Below are 25,759 nucleotides of genomic sequence, written 5' to 3'. Positions count from 1 at the left end.
ATGGGAGACTGCGCGCATGGCCACGCACTTCTACACCGCCTCCAGCCTCGACGGCTTCATCGCGACCCTCGACCACTCGCTCGACTGGCTGCTGAGTCAGGACATCGATCTGGAGGGGCCGATGGCCTATCCGGCGTTCGAGAAGAACGTCGGCGCCCTCATCATGGGGGCGTCCACGTACGAATGGGTGATGGAGCACGAGCAGGGGCGGTGGGGGTACACCCAGCCCACCTGGGTGCTGACGCACCGCGATCTCGCGTTGCCCTCGGGCGCAGCCGTCGAGCTCACCAGCGATGCCGTGACCGAGGTGCACGCCAGAGCTGTGGCCGCAGCGGATGGTCGTGATGTCTGGGTCGTGGGCGGGGGAGACGTCGCAGGGCAGTTCGCCGATGCCGGGCTCCTCGACGAGGTCTGGGTGCAGTACGCCCCGGTCACCCTCGGGACGGGTGCCCCTCTTCTCCCGCGACGGCTCGATCTGGAGTTGCTCGAGGTCGCACGCAATCGCAGTTTCCTCTGCGGGCGCTACCGGGTCGTGCGGCACGGAGACGACCCCGCGCATCCATAGACTGGGCTCATGGTCGCATTCACCAAGGGGCACGGTACCGGCAACGACTTCGTCATCATCGCCGACCCCGACGGGCAGTTGGCGCTGTCCTCCGAGCAGGTCGCGGTGCTGTGCGATCGCCACTTCGGGATCGGTGCGGACGGGGTGTTGCGCGTCGTCCGCTCCGCGGCCATCCCAGAGGGTGCTGCCGCCCTGGCGGAAGAACCGGCCGCGGAGTGGTTCATGGACTACCGCAATGCCGACGGTTCGGTGGCGGAGATGTGTGGCAACGGCATCCGCGTGTTCGTGCACTATCTGGTGCGCTCGGGACTGGCGACGATCGAGCAGGGCGCGACGCTGCCGATCGGCACCAGAGCCGGCGTGCGCGATGTGACTCGGAGCGCGAACGGCTACCAGGTGGACCTCGGCGCCTGGCGGCTGTCGGGCGACGACCCGCTCGTCCGCGCGGACGGCCTCACGGTGACGCGGCCTGGCCTCGGGATCGACCTGGGCAACCCGCACGTCGTCGTGGCGTTGGCGTCGGAGGCAGAGCTCGCTCTGCTCGAACTCACGCGTGCTCCGGAGCTCGACCCCGTACTTCCTGCGGGAGCGAACGTTGAGTTCGTGGTGCCGGGTGAGCCCCTGGTGCGAGACGGCATCGGTCACGTGCGGATGCGCGTCTCGGAACGTGGGGTCGGGGAGACGCTCAGCTGCGGCACCGGTGTCGCCGCGACCGCCCTCGCGGTCCGGTACTGGGCGGGCGCTCAGGCTCCGAACAACTGGCAGGTCGAGGTTCCGGGCGGCACTCTCGCCGTGCGGATGTTCCCCGCCGAGGACGGTGAGCACGTCGCACTGTCCGGCCCCGCGCAACTGGTGTTCCAGGGCGAGATCGACCTGATCTGAGCAGGGTCAGACGACCGCGATCGGTTCGGTCGGTGGCGTGCCGTGCTTGCGGACCTTGAGGATGCGGTAGCCCTTACCGGTCGCCGTGCGGAACACGCTGTACCCGGGCTGGAAGGTGCTGGCGATCCAGCGTTGCAAGGAGTCGGCGCCCAGGTTGCGCTGCACCACGAGCCAGGCGTCGCTGCGCTCGTCGAGGCGCGGGATCCATCGCTCGAGGAGTCCGTGGAGCTCGTTCTTTCCCACACGGATGGGCGGGTTGGAGCGAATCGTCCGGAAGGTCACCTCGTCGGGAACATCTCCGGGGAGTGCGGCGTTGACGTTAGTGAGGCCGAGCGCAGAAGCATTGCGGCGCACGAGGTCGAGAGCGCGTTCATTCACGTCGACTGCCCAGACGGTGGCATGCGGAGAAGCCAGAGCCATCGAGAGGGCAATGGGTCCCCAGCCGCTTCCGAGGTCGAGAAGGTGGCCACCGGGCGGGACGGGCGGCGTGTTGGCGAGAAGGACCGCGGTCCCGGCATCGAGCCGATCCGGGCTGAAGACGCCACCGGCGGTGGTCATCTCCAGCTCGCGTCCTGCCAGGGATACACGGATCGTGCGCAGGTTCTCGGGGCTTGCCGGGGCCGCAGTGAAGTAGTGGTCGGACCCCATACGGTGAGCGTACCGGACGGCGCGGGCTAAGGTTAAGGCTCGCGAGGAAACCAGAGACAGGAACGGATGACGGAGACGAAGATCCCCTCCACCGACGACCAGGCGGTCGACCGAGTGCTTTCGAACGCAGAGAAGCGATCGGAGGTCCGCGTCTTCGGCGCCGCGCAGGCGCTGCAGGACGAGGCTACCGCTGCGCACTCTCAGAGCGATGGTCAGCAGTGGGACCTCGAGGATCGGCATGCGCTCCGGCGCGTCGCCGGACTCTCGACCGAGCTGGAAGACGTCACCGAGGTCGAGTACCGACAGCTGCGGCTCGAGAACGTCGTGCTGGTGGGGGTGTACCCGCAGGGCGCCCAGGAGGACGCAGAGAACTCGTTGCGTGAGCTCGCCGCTCTCGCCGAGACTGCCGGTGCCGTTGTTCTCGATGGCGTGCTGCAGCGGCGTCCGCACCCGGACGCCGCGACCTACCTCGGGCGCGGCAAGGCACAGGAGCTCAAGGACATCGTTGCGGCGGTCGGCGCGGACACGGTGATCGCAGACACCGAGCTGGCGCCGAGCCAGCGCCGTGCTCTCGAGGACGTCGTCAAGGTGAAGGTGATCGATCGCACGACGGTGATCCTCGACATATTCAGCCAGCACGCCAAGAGCCGCGAGGGCAAGGCCCAGGTCGAGCTCGCCCAGCTCGAGTACCTCCTCCCGCGACTGCGCGGGTGGGGTGAGTCCATGAGCCGTCAGGCCGGTGGGCAGGTCGGCGCAGGCGGTGCCGGTATGGGGTCGCGTGGTCCCGGTGAGACGAAGATCGAGCTGGACCGTCGGCGCATCCGCACCAAGATGGCACTTCTCCGCAAACAGATCCGCGACTTCGCACCGGCTCGCGAGGCCAAGCGCGCAGAGCGCAAGCGCAACACGATTCCCTCGGTGGCGATCGCCGGCTACACGAACGCCGGAAAGTCGAGCCTGCTCAACGCTCTGACGAGCGCGGGCGTGCTGGTCGAGAACGCGCTGTTCGCGACCCTGGATGCCACCGTTCGCCGCTCGGAGACCGAGGACGGCCGTGTCTACACCCTGACCGACACCGTGGGCTTCGTGCGGAACCTGCCGCATCAGCTCGTCGAGGCGTTCCGCTCCACGCTGGAAGAAGTCGGCGACGCGGATGTCGTGTTGCATGTGGTCGATGGTTCGCACCCCGATCCCGCCGGCCAGCTCCAGACGGTGCGCGACGTGATGGGCGACGTCGGCGTGCGCGACCTGCCCGAGATCGTCGTCTTCAACAAAGCCGACCTGATTTCCGAGGACGAGCGTCTTGTGCTGCGCGGCCTGGAACCGCGCGCGCACTTCGTGTCGTCGCGTTCGGGCGAGGGCATCCAGGAACTGCGGGCCGCGATCGAGGAAGCGCTGCCGAAGCCCGCGATCGAGCTTCGCGCCGTGGTGCCCTACGACCGGGGCGAGCTGGTCGCGGCTATCCACGAGACGGGCATGCTGCTCTCGGTCGAGCATCAGGAACACGGGACTGCCGTGCACGCGCGCGTGTCGGAGCGTCTCGCGGCGGAACTCGCTCCGTTCGTGTCGGAGGCGTGAGGGCTGTTCGTCAGCGGGCCAGGAAGCGCGCTTCGACGGTCGCTGCGATGACGATCTCCTCCGGCTCGTACGTCATGGCCGGCGCGGAGTCGGCGGCGAACGCGACTGCTCCTCGAGCCTTGAGCAGCGGAGCGCCCGGAGCGGGCAGGCCGGGAACGATCAGTCCGGCGTCGGCGAGCTCCAGCGGCGTCACCTGGGAGAGTCCGACCGCCCCCGCATAAGCCTCAGCGCGCAGCACGGCGGACTCCACGGCCCGCGTCGCCACCTCGCGCTCGACGCGCGCGCGGGTCTCGGCGGTGAGGTGCCAGTCCACCCACCCGACCTCCACGCCCTCCCACGCGGCGATCTCGGTGACCCACAGCGAGAGCTCGCCGGCATCGGCGAACGTGGCGGTGAAGTCGACGCTCGCGTAGTAGACCGGCGCGAGGCGCGTGCCTTCGCCGTTCCACGGACGCTCGGCGCGGACGCTGAGGTTCTTGCTGCTCCAGTCGAGGGCGGAGCCAGCGGTCGCCCGCTCGGCGATACTGGCCCGCACGGGCTCGGCGAGGCGGAGCGCCGCCTCCACCACGTTGGTGCGTTCCGCACCCTCGGCGCGAACGGAGAGACGGACGGTGGCACGCTCGGGGTGGACCCGCTCCTCGTGCTCCCCGCGGACGGTGACGGTGACCTCGCTCATGGGGTGACTCTACGCGAGCCGTGCGACGCGGCGCCGGAATGGCGGAGGGCTCCGGAACGTTGTAGTCTGTGATGCTCGGGTGCGTGCCACTCGAACTGGTAATTCCACAGTGTGACAGCGGCTCCTTCGCAAGAAGGACCACGGGGCTGATCGGTTTCGACAGCGCCTGTGAATCCACGAGAAGCGGGCCGAGGATGCAGAGTTATCTCGTAAACGCTCTCTGCAAAACAATAGTTGCCGAATCCAAGCGCAACGACTTCGCCCTCGCTGCCTAAGCGAGCCCGATAGTCCGTCAGACCGTATGTGATTCCGATACGGATCCTGGCGTCATCTAGGAATCTTGCTGCGTGACGGCGTCTGGACGTCACGTGGGACTCTTCCCAGGCTGGGCTCGTCGACTTAGGTGTCTGTGACAAAGGTCGGAGCCGAGCAGAACGCTTCCACAGACTGCGCCCGGAGAAGGCGTGGAGACTCAGCGTTGGACGGGGGTTCGATTCCCCCCAGCTCCACCAGGTCGCTGTCGCGGACGAAGCCCCCGTGTTCCCTGCGAACACGGGGGCTTCGTCGTGCCGGCGCCGGTCAGGCGGCGGGATCGCCCTGGTGGGCGGTCACCTCGTCGTCTCCGCCGGTCGGCGGCACCGTCGGAGGTTCGCCCTTGTTGTCCTCGGTACCGAGGTTGTCGTTCTCCTCGGGCCCGGGGGAGGGCTCGGTGCTGATGTCGTTGCGGTGGCTGTCACTGCCCATGCGCGTTCCTTTCCTCGGTGGCTGGGTCCAGCTTCGCTGCTTCCGAGGTCACGGGCCAGGCGGTTGACAACCGTCGCCGTGCGTCGCAGCGGCCGCGAAAAGTCCCGCCCCTCCACCCCGGGAATCGATGCGCGGCCCTATATTGAGGCCGTGACGACGATCCCGCACCCCCAGGCCGACGGACTCACGGGCGCGCAGGTCGCCGAGCGCGTGACCGCGGGGCGGACCAACGACTTCACGGCGGATACGAGCCGTAGTGCGTGGAGCATCGTCCGGGCGAACGTGTTCACCATCTTCAACGGGATCGTCTTCGCCTGCTTCTTCGTGCTGTTCGCCATCGGCCGGTGGCAGGATGCCCTCTTCGGACTCGCCGCGTTCTCGAACGCGGTCATCGGCTGCGTGCAGGAGTTCCGAGCGAAAGCGGCGCTCGACCGCCTCGCGCTGATGAACGCACCGCGGGCACTCGTGCGACGGGACGGCACGGAAGTCGAGGTCGCGCCGAGCGCGGTCGTGATCGACGACGTCCTTGTCCTGCGCGCCGGCGAGCAGGTGCCGGCGGACGCCGTGGTCACGGCGTCGCGCGGGCTCCAGATCGACGAGTCGATGCTCACCGGAGAATCGGATCCGGTCGAGAAGCATCCCGGTGACGAAGCACTGTCCGGTGCCGTGGTGGTCGCGGGAGAGGGCCTCGCCGTCGCCACCCGCGTGGGCGCGGACTCCTACGCGAACCGCTTCGCCGGGGAGGCGCGACGATTCTCCCTGGTGTCCAGCGAACTGCGCTCGTCGATCGACCGCGTGCTCACCTGGGTCGGCTGGATCATCGGTCCGGTCGGGTTGCTCGTGCTCAACGCGCAGATCCTCGTGACCGGCGGGTACGCGACCGCCTTCAGTTCGGGGTCCTGGCAGCAAGCCGTCGTCAACACGATCGCGGCGCTGACGGCCATGATTCCGCTGGGTCTCGTGCTGATGACGAGCATCGCATTCGCGGTCGGTGCATCGCGGCTCGCGCGCAGGAACGTCCTGGTCAACGAGCTTCCCGCCGTGGAGGGGCTCGCGCGCGTGGATGTGGTCTGCCTTGACAAGACCGGAACGCTCACGGTGGGCGACATCGTCTTCGACGCCGAACACACCGTGGACGGCGCTGTTCCGTCCCGTCCGGACGAGGTGGCGGCCGTGCTGGCCTGGTATGCGGCGGCGCCGGATGCGAACGCGACCGCCCGGTCCCTCCGGGCCGGTCACCCCGTGCAGGAGCCGCTCACGGTCATCGGCGACATCCCGTTCTCCTCGGCGCGCAAGTGGAGCGCGACGGTGTTCGAGCAACTGCACGGCACCTGGGTGATGGGCGCGCCGGAGATGGTGTTCGGCGACGAGGCCACCTCGGCCCAGACGAACCTCGGCCGCACGGTCACGCGGCTGGCGGAGAGCGGCCGTCGAACCCTGGTCCTCGCGCATGCGACCGCTCCGCTCTCGGAGTCGGACATCGCCGAGGAGCGACTGCCGGGGCAGCTGGAGCCTGTCCGGGTGCTGACCTTCCGCGAGCAGGTGCGTCCGGACGCCGCGCAGACGCTCGAGTACTTCCGCGAACAGGGTGTGGGCGTCCGCATCATCTCCGGCGACAACCCGCGCACGGTGGCCGTGATCGCCCGCGAAGTGGGGCTCGAGGTGGACCACGGGTTCGACGCACGAGGGTTGCCCGACGACGACGCGGAGCTGGCCGAACTCCTCGACCGCCAACAGGTGTTCGGTCGCGTAACGCCCGAGCAGAAGAAGCGCATGGTGACCGCGTTGCAGAGCCACGGTCACACGGTCGCGATGACCGGTGACGGGGTCAACGACGCCCTGGCGATCAAGAGCGCCGACATCGGGATCGCGATGAACTCGGGTTCCCCGGCGACGAAGGCCGTGGCGCGGCTCGTGCTCCTCGACGGCCAGTTCTCGCACCTCCCCGACGTGGTGGCGGAGGGGCGACAGGTCATCGCGAACATCGAACGCGTGTCGATGCTGTTCCTCACCAAGACCGCGTATGCCACCACACTCGCCGTCGTGTTCGGCGCGCTGATCCTCGCGTTCCCGTTCCTCCCGCGCCAGCTGTCCATCACCGACGGCCTCACGATCGGGATCCCCGCGTTCTTCCTCGCGCTCATGCCCAACGCCTCGCGCTACCTCCCCGGATTCCTGCGACGCTCGCTCAGCTTCGCCATCCCGGCCGGAATCGTCGTGGCGGCCGGCCTCACCTGGTACGACGTCGTGGCTCGCAACATCGGCGTCTCCGAAGAGCAGCTCCGGACCGGTGCGACCGTGATCCTCGCCGTCGTCGGCATCTGGGTGCTCGCGGTGCTCGCGCGACCGCTCAACCGCTTCAAAGTCCTCGTGGTGGGGGCGATGTTCGTGCTGCTGATCGCGATCTTCAGCCTTCCGTTGGCGCGGCGCTTCTTCGCCCTGGTGGATCCGGGGGAGCAGCTGGCGTTCGCTCTCACGGGCATCGTCGTCGTGATGATCGTCGCGATCGAGGTCATCCGCTTCATCCACCGCCGCCTCATCATCGATCCGGTACGAGCCGGGGGCGACGGCACCGGCGGCGGCGGGGGAGAAGCGCGCGATGCGCGCGGAGGCAGGGCGGCGCGCGTCCTCGCGAATGGCGTCGCTGCTCTGTCCTACGGCTTCGGACTCCTTGCGGTCGCTTTCGGGGTGCTGGTCTTCCTCTCCCGCTACGACGGCACCGTCGGACGCACGGTGCTCTCACTCCTGGGTGCAGCGATCGCCCTGTTCGGCCTCCTGGTGCTCGCCATCGCGGCGGGCGTGCGTCGGGGGAGCGGGCTGTCGCGGCTGTTGCTCACGATCGTGCTGATGCTCGCGGGCGCGGTCAGCGTCGCCGTGCTGCTCGCGGGTGACCGGTGGGACTGGGGTGCGGCGGTCACGGCTGTCGTGGCAGTCGTACTCGTGATCCTGCTCTGGACCCCGCCGGTGGCGCGCCGCTTCGGACGCATCCGCGACAGTTCGATGGGCCGCGGTCGTCCCTGAGCCCGGGTGCGGCTCCGTTCAGCCCGCCCAGTCCACGAGTAGCAGGCTCTGGCGGGTGTCGGCGAACTTCACCCAGCCGTCGCCGAAGAGATACGTCATGCCGTAGCCGTCCTCATCGGTGCCCATCGCGAACTCCGGGTCCTCCGTCACGTACACCCCGTCGTCCGTCTCCTCCCGTCGCCAGCCCTCCGCGAGCAGGCCCGCCTGGGCGGTCGCGGCGTCCGCGGCGCTGATCGATGCCCAGCCGTACAACTGGCCGTGATCCGAGGGGACGGTGAAGTCCGCCCAGAAGCACAGCAGCCCGTCGTCCAAGTCGACGCCCCCGGCACGGAACTCCTTCGCCTGGGCAGTCCAGCCGGCCGAGGTCAGCGCGGCGACCGTGCCGTCGGAGATCATCGACTCGCAGGTGAGCTCTTCGTCCGAGGGGACGGCGCTCGGTGCGGGGCCGGGCGTGGCGGTCTGGCCGGTCCCATCCGCCGCGGCGGTCGCGGTGGGCGTGGGCGGCGCGCTCGGGGACGCTGCGCAGCCCGCCAGCACGAGCAGCGCCAGCAGCGTGCCGGCGACGGCGGGAACGCTGCGGGAGCTCATGGTGTCCTCGGAGGTGTCGGGCTGTCAGTCGTCGTGCAGGAGCCTCAGGAACTCGTCGTGGAGAACCCCGTTGGTGGCGAGTGTCGAACGCGCGGAGATCGTCTCGTCCCCGTCGAACGAGGTCATCCGGCCGCCGGCCTCGCGGACGATGGCGACCGCGGCCGCGATGTCGTACTCCTTGACCCCGAACTCGGCGACCATGTCCAGGCGGCCCTCGGCCAGCAGCATGTACGCATAGACGTCGCCGTACGCGCGATCGCGCCATACCCGGTCGGAGAGTCTCAGCAATGCGTCGAGCCGGCCGACCTCCGCCCACTGGGCGATGCTCTGGAAGCTCACGCTCGCGTCGTCCAGCGAGGACACGCCGGAAACCTCGAGCCGCCGCTCCTCGCCGTCGACGGCCGTCCATGCACCCGCGCCGGCGCAGGCCCACCAGCGGCGGCCCAGCGCCGGCATGCTCACCACGCCGACCTGAGGCACGCCGTCGACCGCGAGCGCGATCATGGTGCCCCACAGCGGGACGCCGCGCAGGAAGTTCGCGGTCCCGTCGATCGGATCGACGATCCACTGGCGATCGGTGGAGCCCTGCGCGCCGAACTCCTCGCCGAAGATGCCGTCCTCCGGACGCTCGCTCTCGATGATGCTTCGCACAGCCCGCTCGGTGGCCAGGTCCGCATCGGTCACATGCGAGCGGTCCGGCTTGGTGGAGATCCGCAGATCCGCAGCGTCGAAGCGGGGCAGGGACTGGGCGTCCGCGGCGTCGGCGAGCCGCAGGGCGAGGGCGAGGTCGGCGCGCAGATCGGCCGCGACAGGGGGCTGAGTCACGCTCTCAGGATAGTGGCCGTGATCCCACGCGCCGAGGGACCATCGACCAGGGTCACAGCCCCGCAGGGCCGACCTGAACGATGGGCACGCCCGGGCGGCGTGCGCGATTTCGTCCGCGGCTGATCGGCTGGTAATGTAATTCCTCGGTCGGGGTTATCCCGGGCCACGCACCTCTAGCTCAATCGGCAGAGCAACTGACTCTTAATCAGTGGGTTCAGGGTTCAAGTCCCTGGGGGTGCACCACGCAGAGGCCCCGTCCGTGATCCACGGTCGGGGCTTCTTTCGTTTTCTGGTCCGCGGCGACGGGGCGCTCAAGCGCGGCGGACCGACAGCATCTGCCAGCCGTCCGGCACCTTCGCTTCGAGCGAGGCCATGTCCTCCGCCTCGATCTCCTCGATGCCGTCGACTCGACGGAACGTGCCCGTCGCCTCCATCTTCGCCTCGCCCTTGAGCATGCGCACCGGAGCGGAGGCGAGGACATATCCGGGCTGTGCGTGCCGAGCCAGCTGCTCCTTGACGTCTTCCAGAGACGTGCCGACGACCTCGGCCGTGGCGACTCCAACAGGACGGATGAGAGCGATCAGCATGCCTCCAGCTTAGGAGGCCTCGTCTCGTCAGAGGTCCCAGTCGAGCACCGAGCGGAGGTCGACGGGAGGTACGGCGTCGGCGGACTCTCGCCGCAGGTAGACCGCCACGCGGGACTGCGCCGTGATGAGCACGCTCGTGAGACTGTCTCCCGTCGCGAGATCGACGAAGGTCGGCTGAGAACGGGCTGCGGCCTCGATGCGCGACATGAGATCAGCGACGTCGGTGCTGGCCGGGAGCACGAAGTCGTGCCCGTCGATCTCGATGTGCGTCGTGGTCTTCTCCGCGTTCCCCATGCGACCACGTTAGGCAGGGCTCACCGGAGCGGCAAGAGGGGTTGAACCACTCTGCGCGCCGTGTTAGGCAACGTCACGCGGGGGCGAGAACTGCCTCTCGATCCGTCGGAGCCTGCTCAGCCGGCTCGGGCACCAGGTAGAGGCCCGTGGGGGCGTTGGCGGTGAAGGCGAGCGCGTCGACCCAGGCACGGTTGACAGCGGGCTGACGGCTGCCGCTGTACTTGAAGACGAGCGAGCTTCCGGCGTGCACCCACACGGTCGTGCGACCGCCGCCGATACTCGCGTCCTCTCGCCAGGTGAAGCCGAACGGCTCTCCGCGACGAAGCTTGGCAGTCATCACGAGCTGCACGTGCGTGAGCGCTCGATCCTCGACTTCCACCTTCACGCTGTTCTCATAAATAAACCGGCCCATGAAAGGCTCCTCGTCTCGCCACGGGAACCTGTGCCAAGAGGCGCGATCACGGTGATCACTGGTGTGGTGTGCTTCTACGGTCTCACACATTCGACGGCGCGGGCACCCCGCCGGCGTCTAAGCCACGGGATCGAGCAGAGTGGGGTCTGACGGATCGAGCGTGCGCGTGTTGCTGACCCTGCGGTCGACGATCCGCCCGCGGATCGTCGCGGCGACATCCGCCGAACTGTGATCCAGCATAGCCAGGGCGTCGACCTTGGCCTGGCCGGTCAGCTTCTCCGGGCTGAGCCAGGTGTCCCACGTGTCGGCCGTGAGGAAGGCGGGCATGCGGTCGTGGACCTCACCGCTCGCATCCCTGGCCTCGCGCGTGATCACCACGAAGCACCGGACCCGCTCGCCCTCGTGCTCCATCGACCACGTGAGCCCGGCGGCGGCGAGCAGACCGTCACCGTGCAGGAAGTGCGGCGTCTTGTGACCCTTTTCACCGGTCCACTCGAAGTAGCCGCGCATCGGCACGATGCAGCGCGCGGCGGAGAACGCCGGTGCCCAGAAGCCGGCCGCCAGCTTCTCCATGCGCGCGTTGATCAACGGGGCCCGCTGCGGACGATTGGGCGGGCTCTGCCAGTCCCACCGGACGAGTTCGAGGATGCGGCCCTCGCCGCGGTCGCGCACGATGGGGGCGCTCTCGGTGGGCGCGATCGAGTAGGCGCCGTGCCACGACTTCCACCACTCCTCCGGTCGGCCGCCCTCGGCGACGAACTCGCGGATCAGCTCGTCGGTGGTCGCGTCGTTCGCGAATCGTCCGCACATGTCTCGCCCTCGGATTCGGTGGGGCCGGCGCGCCGGGCGTCGGCATCGATCGTCTCCATCATGCTGCACGCGCGGCGGCGACGACACCGCCGCGGCCTCATGCGACGTCGATCACCGTTCCTTCGGTGAGCAACCGCAGCTGCGCGAACGTGAGCGGCATCACCGTGTGGGGGTGCCCCGCAGCGGCCCACACCTCCGGGAACGCCTCCAGGGTGCGGTCGAGGTACGTCGGCAGCGGTGTCGGATGACCCACCGGAGCGACGCCGCCGATCGCCTGACCGGTGGCCGAGCGGACGACCGACGCCGGTGCCATGGAGACGTCCGTGGCCCCGATGCTGTGCGCCAGGACGGCGAGATCGACGCGATGGCCGCCGCTGGTCATGACCAGGACGGGGGCGCCGTCCGCGAGGAACACCAGACTGTTCGCGATCGCCGCGACATCGCAGCCGATCGCCGCCGCGGCCTCCGACGCGGTCCGCGCCGAATCCGGAAGCACGCGGATCTCCGTGTCGACCCCCGCGTGGACCAGGTGGTCGCGCACGAGTCGACTGCGTTCGGGGAGGAGGGTGTCGTCGGTCATCGCCCCACCGTAGCGAAGGCGCTCAGGCCGCGTCACCGACGACGATGGCCTCGGCGTCCTCGACCGCGGGATCTGCCGGCTGGTCGTCGATGTGCGACAGCGCGCGTCGGCCCAGCAGGACAGTGAGCGCGGCCAGCAGCACGGCGGCCGCGGCGAAGAGATAGGGCACCGTTGCGCTGAACAGGTGCCACAGCAGGGCCGCGATCGGCGGAGCCATCGCGCCACCCAGGAAGCGGACAGCCGAGTATGCGGACGACGCCACCGAGCGGGGCAGGTCGGTCGCCTCCATCACGGCCTCGGTCAGCACCGTGTTCATGATGCCGAGCAGCAACCCGCCCACGATGATGCACGCCACGAGTGCCGCGGCCGTGTCGACGACGAGTCCGGCGACCACGAGGTCGAGGGCCAGGAGGGGCAGCACGATCAGGATGATCCGCGTGCGCGGGAGACGCCGCATGAGTGCCGGAGCGACCCACACGCTCGTCAGCGCGAGTGCGACGCCCCAGCCGAAGAAGGTGAAGCCGATACCCATCGCCCCGAAGCCCAGGGGGAACGGAGAGAAGGCGAGCAGCACGAAGAACCCGATGTTGTAGAACAGGGCCGCGACGGCGAGGATCGCGAGCGCCGGGCGACGCAGTGCGGTGAACGGCGCCGAGAAGGGGACGGGGGTGCGCTTCTCGCCCGGACCGCGCAGCAGCACGGCCACCGCGACGAAGGCGATCGCCATGAGCACGACGACGCCGAAGAACGGTCCGCGCCAGCTCTGCTCACCGAGGATGCCGCCGAGCAGCGGGCCCACAGCGATTCCCAGGCCGAGCGCCGCCTCATAGAGCACGATCGCGGCGGCGCTGCCTCCGGATGCGGCGCCGACGATGGTCGCGAGCGCGGTGGAGATGAACAGCGCGTTGCCGAGGCCCCAGCCTGCACGGAAACCGATCACCGCATCGACGCTGCCGCTCACGGCGCACAGCAGCGCGAACACGACGATCAGCCCGAGACCCACGAGCAGTGTGGCTTTCGCGCCGATCCGGCTGGAGACCCAGCTGGTGACGAGCATCGCGAGTCCCGTGACCAGCAGGTAGCTCGTGAACAGCAGCTCGGTCTCCACGGGGGACGCCTCGAGCGACTCGGCGATGGCAGGCAGGATGGGGTCGACCAGGCCGATGCCCATGAACGCCACGACGCAGGCGAACGCGACGGCCCAGACCTGAGCGGGCTGCTTCCAGACGGAGGTGGTGGGTGCGGATGACGAGTGTGTCACTGGCGTGCTCCTGAGGGGTCGGTGGTGGTGTGGGCCGCGAGGATCTCGGCGGCGCGTGTCAGCGCCGACCAGTCCTCGTCGGTGAGTTCGGCGAATCGCGGGGCGATGATCGAACGGAACTCCTCGCGCCAGGAGTGGACGGCCTCGACGCCGGACTCCGTGATGGCAACGACGATCGCCCGGGAATCGTCGGGGTCCGGAGACCGGCGGACGAGGCCGTCGCGCTCCAGCGTGCCGATCAGTCTGGTCATCCCGGGCTGCGTCGTGCGCGCGGCCGCCGCGAGCTCGCCCACTCGGCAGGGTCCCGCCTGAGTGAGGAGGCTGAGCACTCTCCACTGAGCGGCGGGCGCGTCGTTACCGGCCTCCTGGGCGGCGATCCGTCCCAGCGCGTACCCCGACAGCACCAGCGAGGGGATCACGTCCAAGCGATTCATACCAACCAGTATATATCTGTTGGTATGTAAGTGTCGTCAGCGGCGGACGTTCGCGATGCGGGCGGACAGCTGATGCGCGTGCGCGAGAAGGAGGCGTCCGAGCTCGGCCTGGCGTTCCGGACCGAACCGGAAGGCCACGCCCGTCAGGCTCAACGCCCACTCCGGACGTCCCGCGCGATCGAACACCGCGGCGCCCAGACCCCAACTGCCCTCCACGATCAGTCCGGGGTTGACCGCATACCCGCGCTCCTTCGTCTCCGCGAGCCGGGCACGCAGGGGAGCGGGGCCGTGAGGACGGCCCCAGGTGCTCTCCAGCTCAGGGTGCCGGGCGAGGTACGCATCCACATCGTGGTCGGGCAGGAACGCCAGAATGGCCAGTCCCGCGCTCGCGACGCCGAGGGGGAACCGCACGCCCTCGCTGAGGACGAACGAGCGAATCGGGAACGAGCCCTCTTCGCGCAGCAGGCACACGGTCTCGTCCGCGCGGCGCACCGAGAAGAAGGCGCTCTCCTCGGTCGTGACCGCGAGCGAGCGGACGATGTCCCGTGCCAGGGCGGTCACGTCATACCGCGCAGCGGCCACGGACCCCATCAAGAACAGCTCGGGGCCCGGCATCCACCGCGTGCTGTCGGGGTCGCGATCGACGAGGCCCTCGACGCGCAGCGCGCTGAGCAGCCGGTGCACGGTCGAGCGGGACAGCCCCGAAGCACGGGCGAGCTCCTGCAGTGTCGCGCCATCGGCGCCGGACGCCGTGACCAAACGGAGGAGGCCGGCCGCGCGGGCGATGGCCTGGGCGCCGGGAACGCTCCGTGACGTCGATTCCACATCGTGGACGCTATCCGGTCGCACGACCACATCGCAAGACCGCGCTGGCGTCCCGGACGCGCCCGGACGGATGCTGGACGGGAGCACGGAACCGAAGGAGCAGACGTGATCGACAAGCAATCGGACTCCGCCGCCGCGGCGGTCGCGGACATCCCCGACGGTGCCTCTCTCGCGGTCGGGGGCTTCGGGCTCTCCGGCAACCCGATCGCGCTCATCGAGGCGCTCCTCGCGCAGGGCACCACGGACCTCAGCGTCGTCAGCAACAACTGCGGCGTCGACGACTGGGGCCTCGGGATCCTCCTCGCCGCGCAGCGCATCCGCAAGATGACCTCGTCGTACGTGGGGGAGAACAAGGAGTTCGAGCGACAGTTCCTCAGCGGCGAGCTCGAGCTCGAACTGACGCCCCAGGGCACGCTCGCCGAGAAGCTGCGGGCGGGAGGCTCGGGCATCGCCGCGTTCTACACCCAGACGGGTGTCGGCACCCAGGTCGCGGAGGGCGGCCTGCCGCGGCGCTACCACCCCGACGGCACCGTGGCGGTGGCATCACCGGCCAAGGACGTGCGCACGTTCGACGTGCGCGGAGAGCCGAAGGACTTCGTGCTGGAGGAGGCCATCACGACCGACTTCGCGCTCGTGCACGCCGCCCGCGGCGACCGGCACGGCAACCTCGTCTTCACCAAGGCCGCACGCAACTTCAACCCGCTCGCGGCCATGGCCGGGGGGATCTGCATCGCACAGGTGGAGCAACTCGTCGAGCCGGGGGAGCTCGACCCCGACGCCGTGCACCTGCCCGGGGTGTTCGTGCACCGCATCGTGGAGGTCGGCACCGACATCCCCAAGCGCATCGAGCGACGCACCGTCGCGGCGGAAGGAGCCTGACATGGCGCTCACACGTGACCAGATGGCCGCCCGTGCCGCCGCCGAGTTGCGGGACGGCTCGTACGTGAACCTCGGGATCGGGCTGCCCACGCTCGTGCCGAACCACGTGCCGCCGGGCGTCACCGTGGTGCTGCAGTCCGAGAACGGGATCCTCGGCGTGGGGCCGTACCCGACCGAGGACGCCGTCGACCCCGACCTCATCAACGCCGGCAAGGAGACCGTCACGACACTCCCCGGTGCGGCGTTCTTCGACTCGGCGACGAGCTTCGGCATGATCCGCGGCGGCAAGATCGACGCCGCGATCCTCGGCGCGATGCAGGTCTCGGCCACAGGTGACCTGGCGAACTGGATGATCCCGGGCAAGATGGTCAAGGGCCCCGGCGGAGCGATGGACCTCGTGCACGGAGCGGCCAGGGTGATCGTGCTGATGGAGCACGTGGCGAAGGACGGCTCGGCGAAGATCGTCGACGACTGCACGCTCCCGCTCACCGGTCGCGGCGTGGTCGACCGCATCATCACCGACCTCGCCGTCATCGACGTGACCCCGGACGGCCTCGTGCTCGTGGAACTGGCCCCGGGCGTCACGATCGACGAGGTCGAGGCGGCCACCGCGCCGCCCCTCGCGCTCTCCCCGGAACTGCAGAACGGAAGGACCCGTACCCATGAGTGACACCGACGTCGTGATCGTCGCCGCCGCCCGCACCCCGCAGGGGCGCCTGAAAGGGCAGCTCGCCGCCTTCACCGCCCCGCAGCTGGGGTCGTTCGCGATCCGCGGAGCACTGGAGCAGGGCCACGTCGACCCCGCGGACGTGGATGCGGTGATCGTGGGGCAGGTGCTGGCCGCCGGCTCCGGCCAGAACGCCGCTCGTCAGGCGGCGATCGGCGCCGGCATCGGGTGGGACGTGCCGGCGCACTCGGTCAACAAGGTGTGCCTGTCGGGGCTCACGGCGGTGATCGACGCCGCCCGGATGATCCGCACGGGCGACGCGGAGGTCGTGGTGGCCGCGGGCATGGAGTCCATGACGAGGGCGCCGCACCTGCTGATGGGGTCGCGCGACGGCTGGGCGTACGGCACGGTCGAGGTGCTCGATCATCTGGCGTACGACGGCCTCACCGACGCGTACGACCGCGAGAGCATGGGCGCCTCGACCGAGCGTCACAACGAGCGCTACGGGCTCACGCGCGAAGCGCAGGACCAGGTCGCTGCGCTCTCGCATCAGCGTGCCGCCGCGGCGCAGGAGTCCGGAGTGCTCGATGCGGAGATCGTGCCGGTCGAGGTGCCGCAGCGCCGCGGGACGCCCGTACGCGTCACAAGGGACGAGGGCGTGCGCCCCGACACCACGGTCGAGACGCTCGCCGGGCTGCGGGCCGCCTTCGCGGAGGGCGGCAGCATCACCGCGGGGAACTCCTCGCAGATCTCCGACGGGGCCTCGGCCGTCGTGGTCGCCACGCGTCGTGTCGCGGAGGAGAAGGGCTGGCCCGTGCTGGCGACCGTGGGAGCGAGCGGGCAGACCGCGGGGCCGGACAACTCTCTGCAGGCGCAGCCCGCGCGGGCGATCGAGCGTGCGTGCGAGAAGCAGGGCATCGCACCCGCGGACCTCGACGTGGTCGAGATCAACGAGGCCTTCGGCGCTGTCGTCGCCCGGTCCCAGACCGAGCTCGGGCTCAGCAGCGACATCGTGAACGTGCACGGCGGAGGCATCGCGATCGGACACCCGATCGGAGCGTCCGGCAATCGCCTGGTGGTGCACGCCGCTCACGAGCTCGTGCGCCGTGGTGGGGGTACCGCCGCCGTCGGCCTGTGCGGAGGCGGAGGTCAGGGGGAGGCGCTCATCCTCACGCGCTGACCCGTGGGAGCGAGTCCCGGGGGTGCGTCAGGAGCGCTTGTCCTGCGCGTGCCCCTGGGCGTCGGCGAGGGCCTTCTGGGAGCGGAACTGCAGACGCTGCGCCTTCTTCGACTTCTTCACCGACTGCGGCGAGTCCGCGTCGACCGGGATGCCCCGGCGCTCGCGACGCATGTCGACGACCGCTCCCACCGCGAGGGCCATCGTGATGCCCCAGCTCACCCACGACAGGAGCGAGCGCCAGGTGATGGGTTCGTTGCGGGTGCCGCGCAGCAGCGAGATGCCTGCCGAGATCGCGGCGACGAGTCCGGTGCTGAAGAGGTAGCGCATGCCCCTACGCTACCCGTGCTCGCACGCGGGGCACCCGTGCCTTGACAACACGGCGCGGAGGCTGGCAGGGCCCGCGTCCAGGAGCGGTCGTTATCATGGAGGAGTCGCGGGTCACCCGCGGCCGCACACACCGTGTATCTACCGGCCGTCGGCTTCTCCGGCGGACAGCGGCGGCACCCGACTTCGCGTCGTCGACGCGCGAGAGCCATGACACACGTCTCCGTCCCCACTCCTGCCCGTGCCGGCGAGCCCAGTCTCTTCCGCCTCGCCGGCCTGCCCTACTTCCTGATCGCCTTCATCGCGCGACTGCCGTTCGCCATGATGGTCGTCGGTGTGCTCACGGTGGTGGTCTCCGCCCGGGGCTCGCTCGCCCTCGGCGGCCTCACCTCCGCCGCCGTCGGCCTCGGCACCGCGTGCTTCGGTCCGCTGCTGGGCGCCGCGGCCGATCGGTTCGGTCAGCGTGCGGTGCTCCTCGTCCTGGCGCTCGGCAACGCCGCGATGCTGCTGCTGTTCACCGCCGTCGTGTACGGTCCGGCGGCGGACGGCTTCGTGCTGCTGGCGGCGGTGGGGATCGGCGCGACGGCACCCCAGGTGGCCCCGCTGTCGCGTTCCCGGCTGGTCACCCTGATCGTGGAGCGCATGCCCGAGGAGCGTCGCACCAGGACCATCTCCGGCACCATGGCGTACGAGTCGGCGGCCGACGAGACCGTGTTCGTGTTCGGGCCGTTCCTGGTGGGCCTTCTCGCGTCGGCCCTCGCGCCGTGGGCTCCGCTCGTCGGCGCGGCCGCGCTGACGCTGGTCTTCGTGGGGGCGTTCGCCCTGCACCCCAGCGGCCGTCACGTGTCGCAGGACCGCGATGCCGACGGACGTGCGCCCTCATCGGTGTCGGAGCTGTTCCGGCCCCGGCTGCTCATCGTGGTGCTCGGCATCCTGGGCGTCGGGCTGTTCTTCGGCGCCATGCTCACCTCGCTCACGTCGTTCATGGCCGACCGCGGCGTTCCCGAGCAGGCGGGTCTGCTGTACGGCGTGATGGGCGTCGGTTCGGCGGCGCTCGCTCTCGGCGTCGCGTGGCTCCCGGCACGCTTCACGCTGCGGGCGCGGTGGCTCGTGTTCTCCGCGATCCTGCTGGCGGGGACGTTGCTGCTCGGGTTCGTGGACAGCCCGGCGACCATGATGATCGCGCTGGCCATCATGGGTATCGGTATCGGTCCCACGCTTGTCACCCAGTACAGCTTCGGCGCAGCGCGGAGCCCTCGCGGGCGGTCCGCGACGGTCATGACCATGCTCGGCTCCGGTGTCGTGGTGGGGCAGTCGATCGGTGCCGCGGTGGCGGGGGAACTCGCCGAGAGCGCGGGAACCGAGGCGGCTCTGCTGCTGCCGATGGTGGCCGCGGCGATCGCGTTCGGCGCGGGCGTGGCCAACTGGGCGCTCAGCGGTGTGAATGGTCGACGGGCTCTCGTCAAGCCCTGAGCGCAGATCAGCGGCGGGAGCGGTTCCTCGATAGCCTGGACGAAACCCCCAAGGAGCCCCCGTGACCGCTGCTGACTTCGTCGTCGTCGCCAACCGCCTACCCGTCGACCGGGTGGTGGGCCCCGGCGGCGAGGAGTCGTGGCGTACCTCGCCCGGCGGCCTGGTGGCAGCGCTGGAACCCATGATGCGCCGGGTGCACGGCGCCTGGGTCGGGTGGCCGGGGCAGGCGGACGTCGAACTGGAGCCCTTCGAGGCGGACGGCATCGACCTGATCCCGGTGACGCTGAGCGCCGAGGAGGTCGCCGACTACTACGAAGGCTTCGCGAACGACACGATCTGGCCGCTGTACCACGACGTGATCGCGCCGCCCCAGTACCACCGTGAGTGGTGGGAGGCGTATGTCACCGTAAACCGGCGCTTCGCCGAGGCGGCCGCGGCGGCCGTCGCGCAGGACGGCACGGTGTGGGTGCACGACTATCAGCTGCAACTCGTGCCGCAGCTGGTGCGCGAGCTTCGTCCCGACGTGACGATCGGCTACTTCCATCACATCCCGTTCCCGGCGCACGGACTGTACGCACAGCTGCCCTGGCGTGACCAGGTGCTGCGCGGCCTGCTCGGCGCGGACGTCATCGGCTTCCAGCGGGCGCAGGACGCGACCTACTTCCTCACGGCGGTGCGGCGTCGGCTGCGCTACGAGGTCAAGGGCGCCAACGTCGCGGTGCCCGAGGGCGACGGCACCAGGACCGCGCTCGCGAAGGCGTTCCCGATCTCGATCGACACGGCACCGTACCTCGAGCTCGCGGCCCGCGAGGACGTGCGGGCCAGGGCGGCCGAGATCCGGGCGAGCCTCGGCAACCCCAAGCGGATCCTTCTCGGCGTCGACCGCCTGGACTACACCAAGGGCATCGGGCACCGGATCAAGGCGTACGGCGAGCTGCTGGAGGACGGGCGGCTGGCCGTGGAGGACGTGACGCTGATCCAGGTCGCGAGCCCGAGCCGCGAGCGCGTGGACGCCTACGCTCACCTGCGCGACGAGATCGAGCTCGCGGTCGCCAGGATCAACGGCGATCACGACACGGTCGGTCACTCCGCCATCCGCTACCTGCACCAGGGCTACCCCCGCGAGGAGATGGTGGCGCTGTACCTGGCGGCGGACGTGATGCTCGTGACCGCTCTCCGGGACGGGATGAACCTCGTCGCCAAGGAGTACATCGCGACGCGGACCGACAACCACGGAGTGCTGGTGCTGAGCGAGTTCACGGGCGCCGCGGACGAGTTGCGCCAGGCGGTCCGCGTCAACCCGCACGACATCGCCGGGCTCAAGGACGCGATCATGGAGGCCGTCGAGATGTCGCCGGGGGAGCAGGCGCGGCGCATGCGATCGCTCCGGCGCCGCGTGCTCGACAACGACGTGAACGCCTGGTCGTCGTCCTTCCTCGACGCTCTCGCCGCCGTGCGCGGGCGCTGAGCCCGCCGGCACCCGCCCATCCCTCGAAGGAGAACCTGTGACGCGCCCTTGGACCCCCGGAACCGCCGACGCCGCCCTCACCACGCTGGCGACGACCCCACGCCTCGTCGTCGCCCTGGACTTCGACGGCACCGCGTCGCCGCTGGTGGTCGACCCGATGGCGGCGAGGGCGCTTCCGGCCGTCGCGACGCAGGTCGCCCGGCTCGCGGCGATGCGCGACACCGTGGTCGCGTACGTGTCCGGCCGCAGCATGCACGACCTCCGCGAGATCACGGAGCACACGGACGACTCGGTGATCGCACTCGCGGGGTCGCACGGCGCACAGTACTGGTTCCCCGGTGAAGGCGCGGCGGACGCCCCGGGCGACGCCACGGAGGATGGTGCCCGCGAGGAGCTGTGGGCGGCCGCGCAGCCGATCATCGACCGCTACGAGGGCGCCGAGCTCGAGCCGAAGACGTTCGGCATGGGCGTGCACACCCGCCGTGCGGACCGGGAGACCGAGGAGCGCGTCTTCGCCGAGATCGATGCGCTCGTCGCCGAGCGGTTCCCCCACTGGCGCCGTCGATCGGGTCACCGCGTGCTCGAGTTCTCCTCGCGCACCGAGGGGAAGGACGCGGCCATGGCCGTGCTGCGCGAGCGGTTCCGCGCGACCGGCATCCTGTTCGCGGGAGACGACGTGACCGATGAGGACGCGATGCGCGTGCTGCAGGAGGGCGACCTCGGCGTGCGCGTCGGCCCGGGGGAGAGCGCCGCGACGCTGCGGGTGGAGTCGCCCGAGCAGGTGGCGGCGCTGCTGGAGACCCTCGCTGACGAGCGTCAGAGCGCGTTCGGGGCCTGAGCCCTTCGCGCCGGGGCGCGCGTGTGGACTCCCCACAACAGATCGTCGCGCTTCTGGAGGCGGCGGCGGACGAACCGGTCTCCGCGCAGGAATAGACTCTCGTCATGTCCTCGCATGATCCCTCCTCCAGCGCGCCCATCGACATCAAGCCCCGCAGCCGCGTCGTCACCGACGGCATCGAGGCCACGACCTCCCGCGGCATGCTCCGAGCCGTCGGCATGGGGGACGAGGACTGGGACAAGCCCCAGATCGGCATCGCGTCGAGCTGGAACGAGATCACGCCCTGCAACCTGAGCCTCGACCGGCTCGCACAGGGCGCGAAGGAGGGCGTGCACGCCGGCGGCGGCTACCCGCTGCAGTTCGGCACGATCTCGGTGTCCGACGGCATCTCGATGGGCCACGAGGGCATGCACTTCTCGCTCGTCTCGCGCGAGGTCATCGCCGACTCGGTCGAGACCGTCATGATGGCGGAGCGCCTCGACGGCTCCGTGCTTCTCGCCGGCTGCGACAAGTCGATCCCTGGCATGCTCATGGCCAGCGCCCGCCTCGACCTCTCCAGCGTGTTCCTCTATGCCGGCTCGATCGCTCCGGGCTGGGTCAAGCTGTCGGACGGCACCGAGAAGGACGTCACCATCATCGACTCGTTCGAGGCCGTCGGCGCGTGTCGTGCCGGCCTCATGAGCGAGGAGGACCTCAAGCGCATCGAGTGCGCCATCGCGCCGGGCGAGGGCGCCTGTGGCGGCATGTACACCGCCAACACCATGGCGTCGGTGGCGGAGGCGCTCGGCCTCAGCCTCCCCGGATCCGCGGCCCCGCCCGCGGCCGACCGTCGCCGCGACTACTTCGCCCACCGATCCGGCGAGGCGGTCGTGAACCTGCTGCGCCAGGGCATCACCACGCGCGACATCCTCACGAAGGAGGCGTTCGAGAACGCGATCGCGCTGGCGATGGCGCTCGGCGGCTCCACGAACGTGGTCCTCCACCTGCTCGCGATCGCCCGCGAGGCCGAGGTCGAGCTGAGCCTGCACGACTTCAACCGCATCGGCGACCGCGTGCCGCACGTGGCCGACATGAAGCCGTTCGGCAAGTACGTCATGAACGACGTCGACCGCCACGGCGGCATCCCCGTCATCATGAAGGCGATGCTCGACGAGGGGCTGCTGCACGGCGACGCCCTCACCGTGACCGGCAAGACCCTGGCGGAGAACCTCGCCGACCTCGACCCGCAGCCGATCGACGGCGAGGTCATCCACACGTTCGACAACCCGATCCACGCCACGGGCGGCCTCACGATCCTGCACGGTTCGCTGGCCCCCGAGGGCGCGGTCGTGAAGACGGCCGGATTCGACGCGGCCGTGTTCGAGGGCCCGGCCCGGGTGTTCGAGCGCGAGCGCGCGGCCATGGACGCGGTCGCCGAGGGCTCCATCGAGCCGGGCAGCGTCATCGTCATCCGCTACGAGGGCCCCAAGGGCGGACCGGGCATGCGGGAGATGCTGGCCATCACCGCGGCCATCAAGGGCGCGGGGCTCGGAAAAGATGTACTACTCTTGACGGACGGACGATTCTCAGGCGGCACAACCGGCCTGTGCATCGGCCACATAGCACCCGAAGCGGTGGACGCTGGTCCCATCGCCTTCGTGCGCGATGGTGATCTGATACGGGTCGATATCGCAGCTCGCTCTCTCGACCTACTCGTCGACGAGGCGGAGCTCGCCTCCCGCCGTTCCGGCTGGGAGCCGCTTCCCCCGCGCTACACCCGAGGCGTTCTTGCCAAGTACTCGCGCCTCGTGCGGTCCGCCGCCGAGGGAGCGACCACCGGCTGACCCGGATGCATCGGCATCCGGCGTCCTCCACAGTTCACCAGAAGGAAAGTCATGACTGCTGACACTGTCTCGGCCGTGCCGAGGCCGCCCGCCCGTTCATCCGCCCCGGAGATCACCGGTGCCGAGGCCGTCGTGCGCTCGCTCGAGCTGCTCGGCGTGACCGACGTCTTCGGTCTCCCCGGTGGCGCGATCCTCCCGGTCTACGACCCGCTCATGGACGCGTCGCAGCTGCGGCACATCCTGGTGCGTCACGAGCAGGGGGCCGGTCATGCGGCCGAGGGGTACGCCTCTGCGTCGGGCAAGGTCGGCGTGTGCATCGCGACGTCGGGTCCCGGCGCGACGAACCTCGTCACCGCGATCGCCGACGCCTACATGGACTCGGTGCCGCTGCTGGCGATCACCGGCCAGGTGTTCTCCACGCTCATGGGCACGGACGCGTTCCAGGAGGCCGACATCGTGGGCATCACGATGCCGATCACGAAGCACTCCTTCCTGGTGAAGGATGCGGCCGACATCCCCGGCGCGATCGCCGCCGCCTACGAGATCGCGGGCACCGGTCGCCCCGGTCCCGTGCTCGTGGACATCACGAAGGACGCGCAGCAGGCCGTCGCCCCGTTCGTGTGGCCTCCGAAGATCGACCTCCCCGGGTACCGTCCGGTCACCAAGGCACACGGCAAGCAGATCCAGGCCGCGGCCGCGCTGCTCGCCGAGGCCAAGAAGCCGGTGCTGTACGTGGGCGGCGGTGTCGTGCGGGGTCGCGCGGCCGCCGAGCTGCTGGAGCTCGCCGAGTCGACCGGCGCCCCCGTCGTGACCACGCTGATGGCACGCGGCGCCTTCCCCGACTCGCACCCTCAGCACCTGGGCATGCCCGGTATGCACGGCACGGTCCCGGCCGTGCTCGCGCTGCAGGAGGCCGACCTGATCGTGTCGCTCGGCGCGCGCTTCGACGACCGCGTGACCGGCAAGGCGGCCCTGTTCGCCCCTCACGCCAAGGTCGTGCACGTCGACATCGATCCGGCGGAGATCTCGAAGATCCGCACCGCCGACGTGCCGATCGTGGGGGATGTGCGGGACGTGCTGACCGACCTCGACGCCGCGTTCCGCGGCGCCACGGGTGGCACGAAGCCGGACATCGAGGAGTGGTGGTCGTACCTCGACGGTCTGCGCACCGAGTTCCCGCTCGGCTACGCGCCGACGACCGACGGTCTGCTGGCTCCGCAGTACGTGATCCAGCGCATCGGCGAGCTGACCGGTCCCGAGGGCATCTTCGCCTCGGGTGTCGGGCAGCACCAGATGTGGGCGGCGCAGTTCATCAAGTACGAGCGCCCCAACGCCTGGCTGAACTCCGGGGGAGCGGGCACGATGGGCTACTCGGTCCCGGCGGCGATGGGGGCCAAGGTCGCCGAGCCCGAGCGGCAGGTGTGGGCGATCGACGGCGACGGCTGCTTCCAGATGACGAACCAGGAACTCGCGACCTGCGCGATCAACAACATCCCGATCAAGGTCGCCATCATCAACAACTCCTCGCTCGGCATGGTGCGGCAGTGGCAGACGCTGTTCTACGACGGCCGTCACTCCAACACCGACCTGAACACGGGCCATGGCACCGTGCGCATCCCCGACTTCGTGAAGCTCGCGGAGGCCTACGGCTGCCTCGCGATCCGTGTGGAGAAGGAGGAGGAGGTCGACGCCGCCATCCAGCTCGCGCTCGACACCAACGACCGTCCGGTGGTGATCGACTTCGTGGTGAGCGCCGACTCCATGGTGTGGCCGATGGTGCCGCAGGGAGTCAGCAACAGCTACGTCCAGTACGCGCGCGACCACGCGCCCGCCTTCGATGAGGAGGACTGAGCCATGTCGACCCACGTGCTGAGCCTGCTGGTGGAGAACACCCCCGGCCTCCTGACCCGCGTCGCCGGGCTGTTCGCCCGTCGCGGCTTCAACATCGACTCCCTCGCGGTCGGCGTCACGGAGGTGCCGGGCATCTCCCGCATCACGGTCGTCGTCGATGTCGAGGAGCTGCCGCTCGAGCAGGTCACGAAGCAGCTCAACAAGCTGATCAACGTGATCAAGATCGTCGAGCTCGACCCGTCCACGTCGGTGCAGCGCGAGCACATGCTCGTGAAGGTGCGCACCGACAACGCCACCCGCTCGAACGTGATCGAGGTCGTGAACCTGTTCCGCGCCTCGGTCGTCGACTACGCCGCCGACGCGCTGGTGATCGAGGTCACCGGCGACAAGGGCAAGGTGGAGGCGCTCCTGCGCGCCCTCGAGCCGTTCGGCATCAAGGAGATCGCGCAGTCGGGTCTCCTCGCCATCGGCCGCGGCGGCAAGAGCATCACCGAGCGCGTCCTGCGCGGCTGACCAACACCCCGAC

27 protein-coding genes, 1 tRNA gene and 1 other RNA gene are annotated in these 25,759 nt (G+C 69.8%); 15 read left to right on the top strand and 14 right to left on the bottom strand.

Going from position 1 to position 25,759, the window contains the following annotated elements; translation table 11 throughout:
* Positions 1–16 precede the first annotated feature (16 nt).
* Together KE274_RS13570 and dapF are read left to right on the top strand one after the other, a co-directional pair.
* Positions 17–565 (top strand): dihydrofolate reductase family protein, encoded by a 549-nt coding sequence (locus KE274_RS13570; RefSeq protein ID WP_211544581.1) that lies wholly within the window; start codon positions 17–19, stop codon positions 563–565.
* A gap of 9 nt (positions 566–574) precedes the next feature.
* Complete coding sequence (gene dapF, locus KE274_RS13565; protein ID WP_211544579.1) at positions 575–1,447, top strand: diaminopimelate epimerase; 873 nt, start codon at positions 575–577, stop codon at positions 1,445–1,447.
* Between the two features lie 6 nt (positions 1,448–1,453).
* Here dapF and KE274_RS13560 read toward each other — a convergent pair whose 3' ends face one another.
* On the bottom strand, positions 1,454–2,095 hold the full coding sequence (locus KE274_RS13560) for a class I SAM-dependent methyltransferase (protein WP_211544577.1): 642 nt from the start codon (positions 2,093–2,095) through the stop codon (positions 1,454–1,456).
* 66 nt (positions 2,096–2,161) lie between these two features.
* Here KE274_RS13560 and hflX point away from each other — a divergent pair, with 66 nt between their 5' ends.
* Positions 2,162–3,673 (top strand): GTPase HflX, encoded by a 1,512-nt coding sequence (gene hflX / locus KE274_RS13555; RefSeq protein WP_211544575.1) that lies wholly within the window; start codon positions 2,162–2,164, stop codon positions 3,671–3,673.
* 10 nt (positions 3,674–3,683) lie between these two features.
* Here hflX and KE274_RS13550 read toward each other — a convergent pair whose 3' ends face one another.
* On the bottom strand, positions 3,684–4,349 hold the full coding sequence (locus KE274_RS13550; protein WP_211544573.1) for an SIMPL domain-containing protein: 666 nt from the start codon (positions 4,347–4,349) through the stop codon (positions 3,684–3,686).
* A gap of 142 nt (positions 4,350–4,491) precedes the next feature.
* Here KE274_RS13550 and ssrA point away from each other — a divergent pair.
* Positions 4,492–4,861: a transfer-messenger RNA gene (gene ssrA / locus KE274_RS13545) on the top strand.
* 67 nt (positions 4,862–4,928) lie between these two features.
* Here the strand turns inward: ssrA and KE274_RS13540 are convergent.
* On the bottom strand, positions 4,929–5,093 hold the full coding sequence (locus KE274_RS13540; RefSeq protein ID WP_211544570.1) for a hypothetical protein: 165 nt from the start codon (positions 5,091–5,093) through the stop codon (positions 4,929–4,931).
* 141 nt (positions 5,094–5,234) lie between these two features.
* Here KE274_RS13540 and KE274_RS13535 point away from each other — a divergent pair, with 141 nt between their 5' ends.
* A complete protein-coding gene (locus KE274_RS13535) occupies positions 5,235–8,114 on the top strand; it encodes an HAD-IC family P-type ATPase (RefSeq protein WP_211544971.1) in 2,880 nt (959 codons plus the stop codon).
* An 18-nt stretch (positions 8,115–8,132) separates the two neighbouring features.
* Here KE274_RS13535 and KE274_RS13530 read toward each other — a convergent pair whose 3' ends face one another.
* The gene (locus KE274_RS13530) at positions 8,133–8,702 is read right to left on the bottom strand and encodes a hypothetical protein (RefSeq protein ID WP_211544569.1); all 570 of its coding nucleotides are present in this window, start codon (positions 8,700–8,702) and stop codon (positions 8,133–8,135) included.
* Positions 8,703–8,726: 24 nt separating this feature from the next.
* A complete protein-coding gene (locus tag KE274_RS13525) occupies positions 8,727–9,527 on the bottom strand; it encodes an inositol monophosphatase family protein (protein ID WP_211544565.1) in 801 nt (266 codons plus the stop codon).
* Positions 9,528–9,694: 167 nt separating this feature from the next.
* Here KE274_RS13525 and KE274_RS13520 point away from each other — a divergent pair.
* Positions 9,695–9,770: transfer RNA gene (locus tag KE274_RS13520), tRNA-Lys, on the top strand.
* A 68-nt stretch (positions 9,771–9,838) separates the two neighbouring features.
* Here KE274_RS13520 and KE274_RS13515 read toward each other — a convergent pair.
* The 8 genes from KE274_RS13515 to KE274_RS13480 form a co-directional block, all read right to left on the bottom strand.
* Positions 9,839–10,114: a hypothetical protein gene (locus KE274_RS13515; RefSeq protein WP_211544563.1), complete on the bottom strand. Its 276-nt coding sequence runs from the start codon at positions 10,112–10,114 to the stop codon at positions 9,839–9,841.
* Between the two features lie 27 nt (positions 10,115–10,141).
* On the bottom strand, positions 10,142–10,408 hold the full coding sequence (locus KE274_RS13510) for a hypothetical protein (RefSeq protein WP_211544561.1): 267 nt from the start codon (positions 10,406–10,408) through the stop codon (positions 10,142–10,144).
* A 73-nt stretch (positions 10,409–10,481) separates the two neighbouring features.
* A complete protein-coding gene (locus KE274_RS13505; RefSeq protein ID WP_211544559.1) occupies positions 10,482–10,820 on the bottom strand; it encodes a DUF7882 family protein in 339 nt (112 codons plus the stop codon).
* Between the two features lie 117 nt (positions 10,821–10,937).
* Positions 10,938–11,630 carry an SOS response-associated peptidase gene (locus KE274_RS13500; protein ID WP_211544557.1) on the bottom strand — a complete coding sequence of 231 codons (693 nt, stop codon included), beginning with the start codon at positions 11,628–11,630 and terminating at the stop codon, positions 10,938–10,940.
* 97 nt (positions 11,631–11,727) lie between these two features.
* Entirely contained in the window at positions 11,728–12,210 is a 483-nt protein-coding gene (locus KE274_RS13495) for a YbaK/EbsC family protein (protein WP_211544553.1), read from the bottom strand.
* A 22-nt stretch (positions 12,211–12,232) separates the two neighbouring features.
* Positions 12,233–13,471 (bottom strand): MFS transporter, encoded by a 1,239-nt coding sequence (locus KE274_RS13490; RefSeq protein ID WP_211544552.1) that lies wholly within the window; start codon positions 13,469–13,471, stop codon positions 12,233–12,235.
* On the bottom strand, positions 13,468–13,905 hold the full coding sequence (locus KE274_RS13485; protein ID WP_211544551.1) for a MarR family winged helix-turn-helix transcriptional regulator: 438 nt from the start codon (positions 13,903–13,905) through the stop codon (positions 13,468–13,470). The genes KE274_RS13490 and KE274_RS13485 overlap by 4 nt, the downstream gene beginning before the upstream one ends.
* 36 nt (positions 13,906–13,941) lie before the next feature.
* The gene (locus KE274_RS13480) at positions 13,942–14,730 is read right to left on the bottom strand and encodes an IclR family transcriptional regulator (RefSeq protein ID WP_211544550.1); all 789 of its coding nucleotides are present in this window, start codon (positions 14,728–14,730) and stop codon (positions 13,942–13,944) included.
* 105 nt (positions 14,731–14,835) lie between these two features.
* On the opposite strand from KE274_RS13480, the gene KE274_RS13475 reads away from it, so the two are divergent.
* From KE274_RS13475 to KE274_RS13465, 3 genes are read left to right on the top strand one after another with little or no spacing between them, the layout of a single operon-like run.
* Complete coding sequence (locus tag KE274_RS13475) at positions 14,836–15,609, top strand: CoA transferase subunit A (protein WP_211544549.1); 774 nt, start codon at positions 14,836–14,838, stop codon at positions 15,607–15,609.
* A 1-nt stretch (position 15,610) separates the two neighbouring features.
* Complete coding sequence (locus KE274_RS13470; RefSeq protein ID WP_211544548.1) at positions 15,611–16,279, top strand: CoA transferase subunit B; 669 nt, start codon at positions 15,611–15,613, stop codon at positions 16,277–16,279.
* Positions 16,272–17,456, top strand: a complete 1,185-nt coding sequence (locus tag KE274_RS13465) for an acetyl-CoA C-acetyltransferase (protein ID WP_211544546.1) — start codon at positions 16,272–16,274, stop codon at positions 17,454–17,456. Before KE274_RS13470 ends, KE274_RS13465 begins: the two co-directional genes overlap by 8 nt.
* A 27-nt stretch (positions 17,457–17,483) precedes the next feature.
* Here the strand turns inward: KE274_RS13465 and KE274_RS13460 are convergent, their stop codons facing one another.
* The gene (locus KE274_RS13460; RefSeq protein ID WP_211544545.1) at positions 17,484–17,783 is read right to left on the bottom strand and encodes a hypothetical protein; all 300 of its coding nucleotides are present in this window, start codon (positions 17,781–17,783) and stop codon (positions 17,484–17,486) included.
* A gap of 207 nt (positions 17,784–17,990) precedes the next feature.
* Between KE274_RS13460 and KE274_RS13455 the strand changes: the two genes are divergently transcribed.
* The 6 genes from KE274_RS13455 (at position 17,991) to ilvN (ending at position 25,746) form a co-directional block, all read left to right on the top strand.
* Positions 17,991–19,253 carry an MFS transporter gene (locus tag KE274_RS13455; RefSeq protein ID WP_211544543.1) on the top strand — a complete coding sequence of 421 codons (1,263 nt, stop codon included), beginning with the start codon at positions 17,991–17,993 and terminating at the stop codon, positions 19,251–19,253.
* 61 nt (positions 19,254–19,314) lie between these two features.
* A complete protein-coding gene (locus tag KE274_RS13450) occupies positions 19,315–20,721 on the top strand; it encodes an alpha,alpha-trehalose-phosphate synthase (UDP-forming) (protein WP_211544542.1) in 1,407 nt (468 codons plus the stop codon).
* Positions 20,722–20,758: 37 nt separating this feature from the next.
* Positions 20,759–21,559: a trehalose-phosphatase gene (gene otsB, locus KE274_RS13445; RefSeq protein WP_211544540.1), complete on the top strand. Its 801-nt coding sequence runs from the start codon at positions 20,759–20,761 to the stop codon at positions 21,557–21,559.
* Positions 21,560–21,663: 104 nt separating this feature from the next.
* Positions 21,664–23,382 carry a dihydroxy-acid dehydratase gene (gene ilvD, locus KE274_RS13440; RefSeq protein WP_136034959.1) on the top strand — a complete coding sequence of 573 codons (1,719 nt, stop codon included), beginning with the start codon at positions 21,664–21,666 and terminating at the stop codon, positions 23,380–23,382.
* 51 nt (positions 23,383–23,433) lie between these two features.
* Positions 23,434–25,233: an acetolactate synthase large subunit gene (locus tag KE274_RS13435; RefSeq protein ID WP_211544538.1), complete on the top strand. Its 1,800-nt coding sequence runs from the start codon at positions 23,434–23,436 to the stop codon at positions 25,231–25,233.
* A 3-nt stretch (positions 25,234–25,236) separates the two neighbouring features.
* Positions 25,237–25,746 carry an acetolactate synthase small subunit gene (gene ilvN / locus KE274_RS13430; protein ID WP_211544536.1) on the top strand — a complete coding sequence of 170 codons (510 nt, stop codon included), beginning with the start codon at positions 25,237–25,239 and terminating at the stop codon, positions 25,744–25,746.
* Positions 25,747–25,759: the final 13 nt, after the last annotated feature.

This window comes from Microbacterium paraoxydans, from assembly GCF_018224615.1.
Classification (GTDB): domain Bacteria; phylum Actinomycetota; class Actinomycetes; order Actinomycetales; family Microbacteriaceae; genus Microbacterium; species Microbacterium paraoxydans_B.
This window is presented reverse-complemented; position numbering and strand designations above follow the sequence as displayed.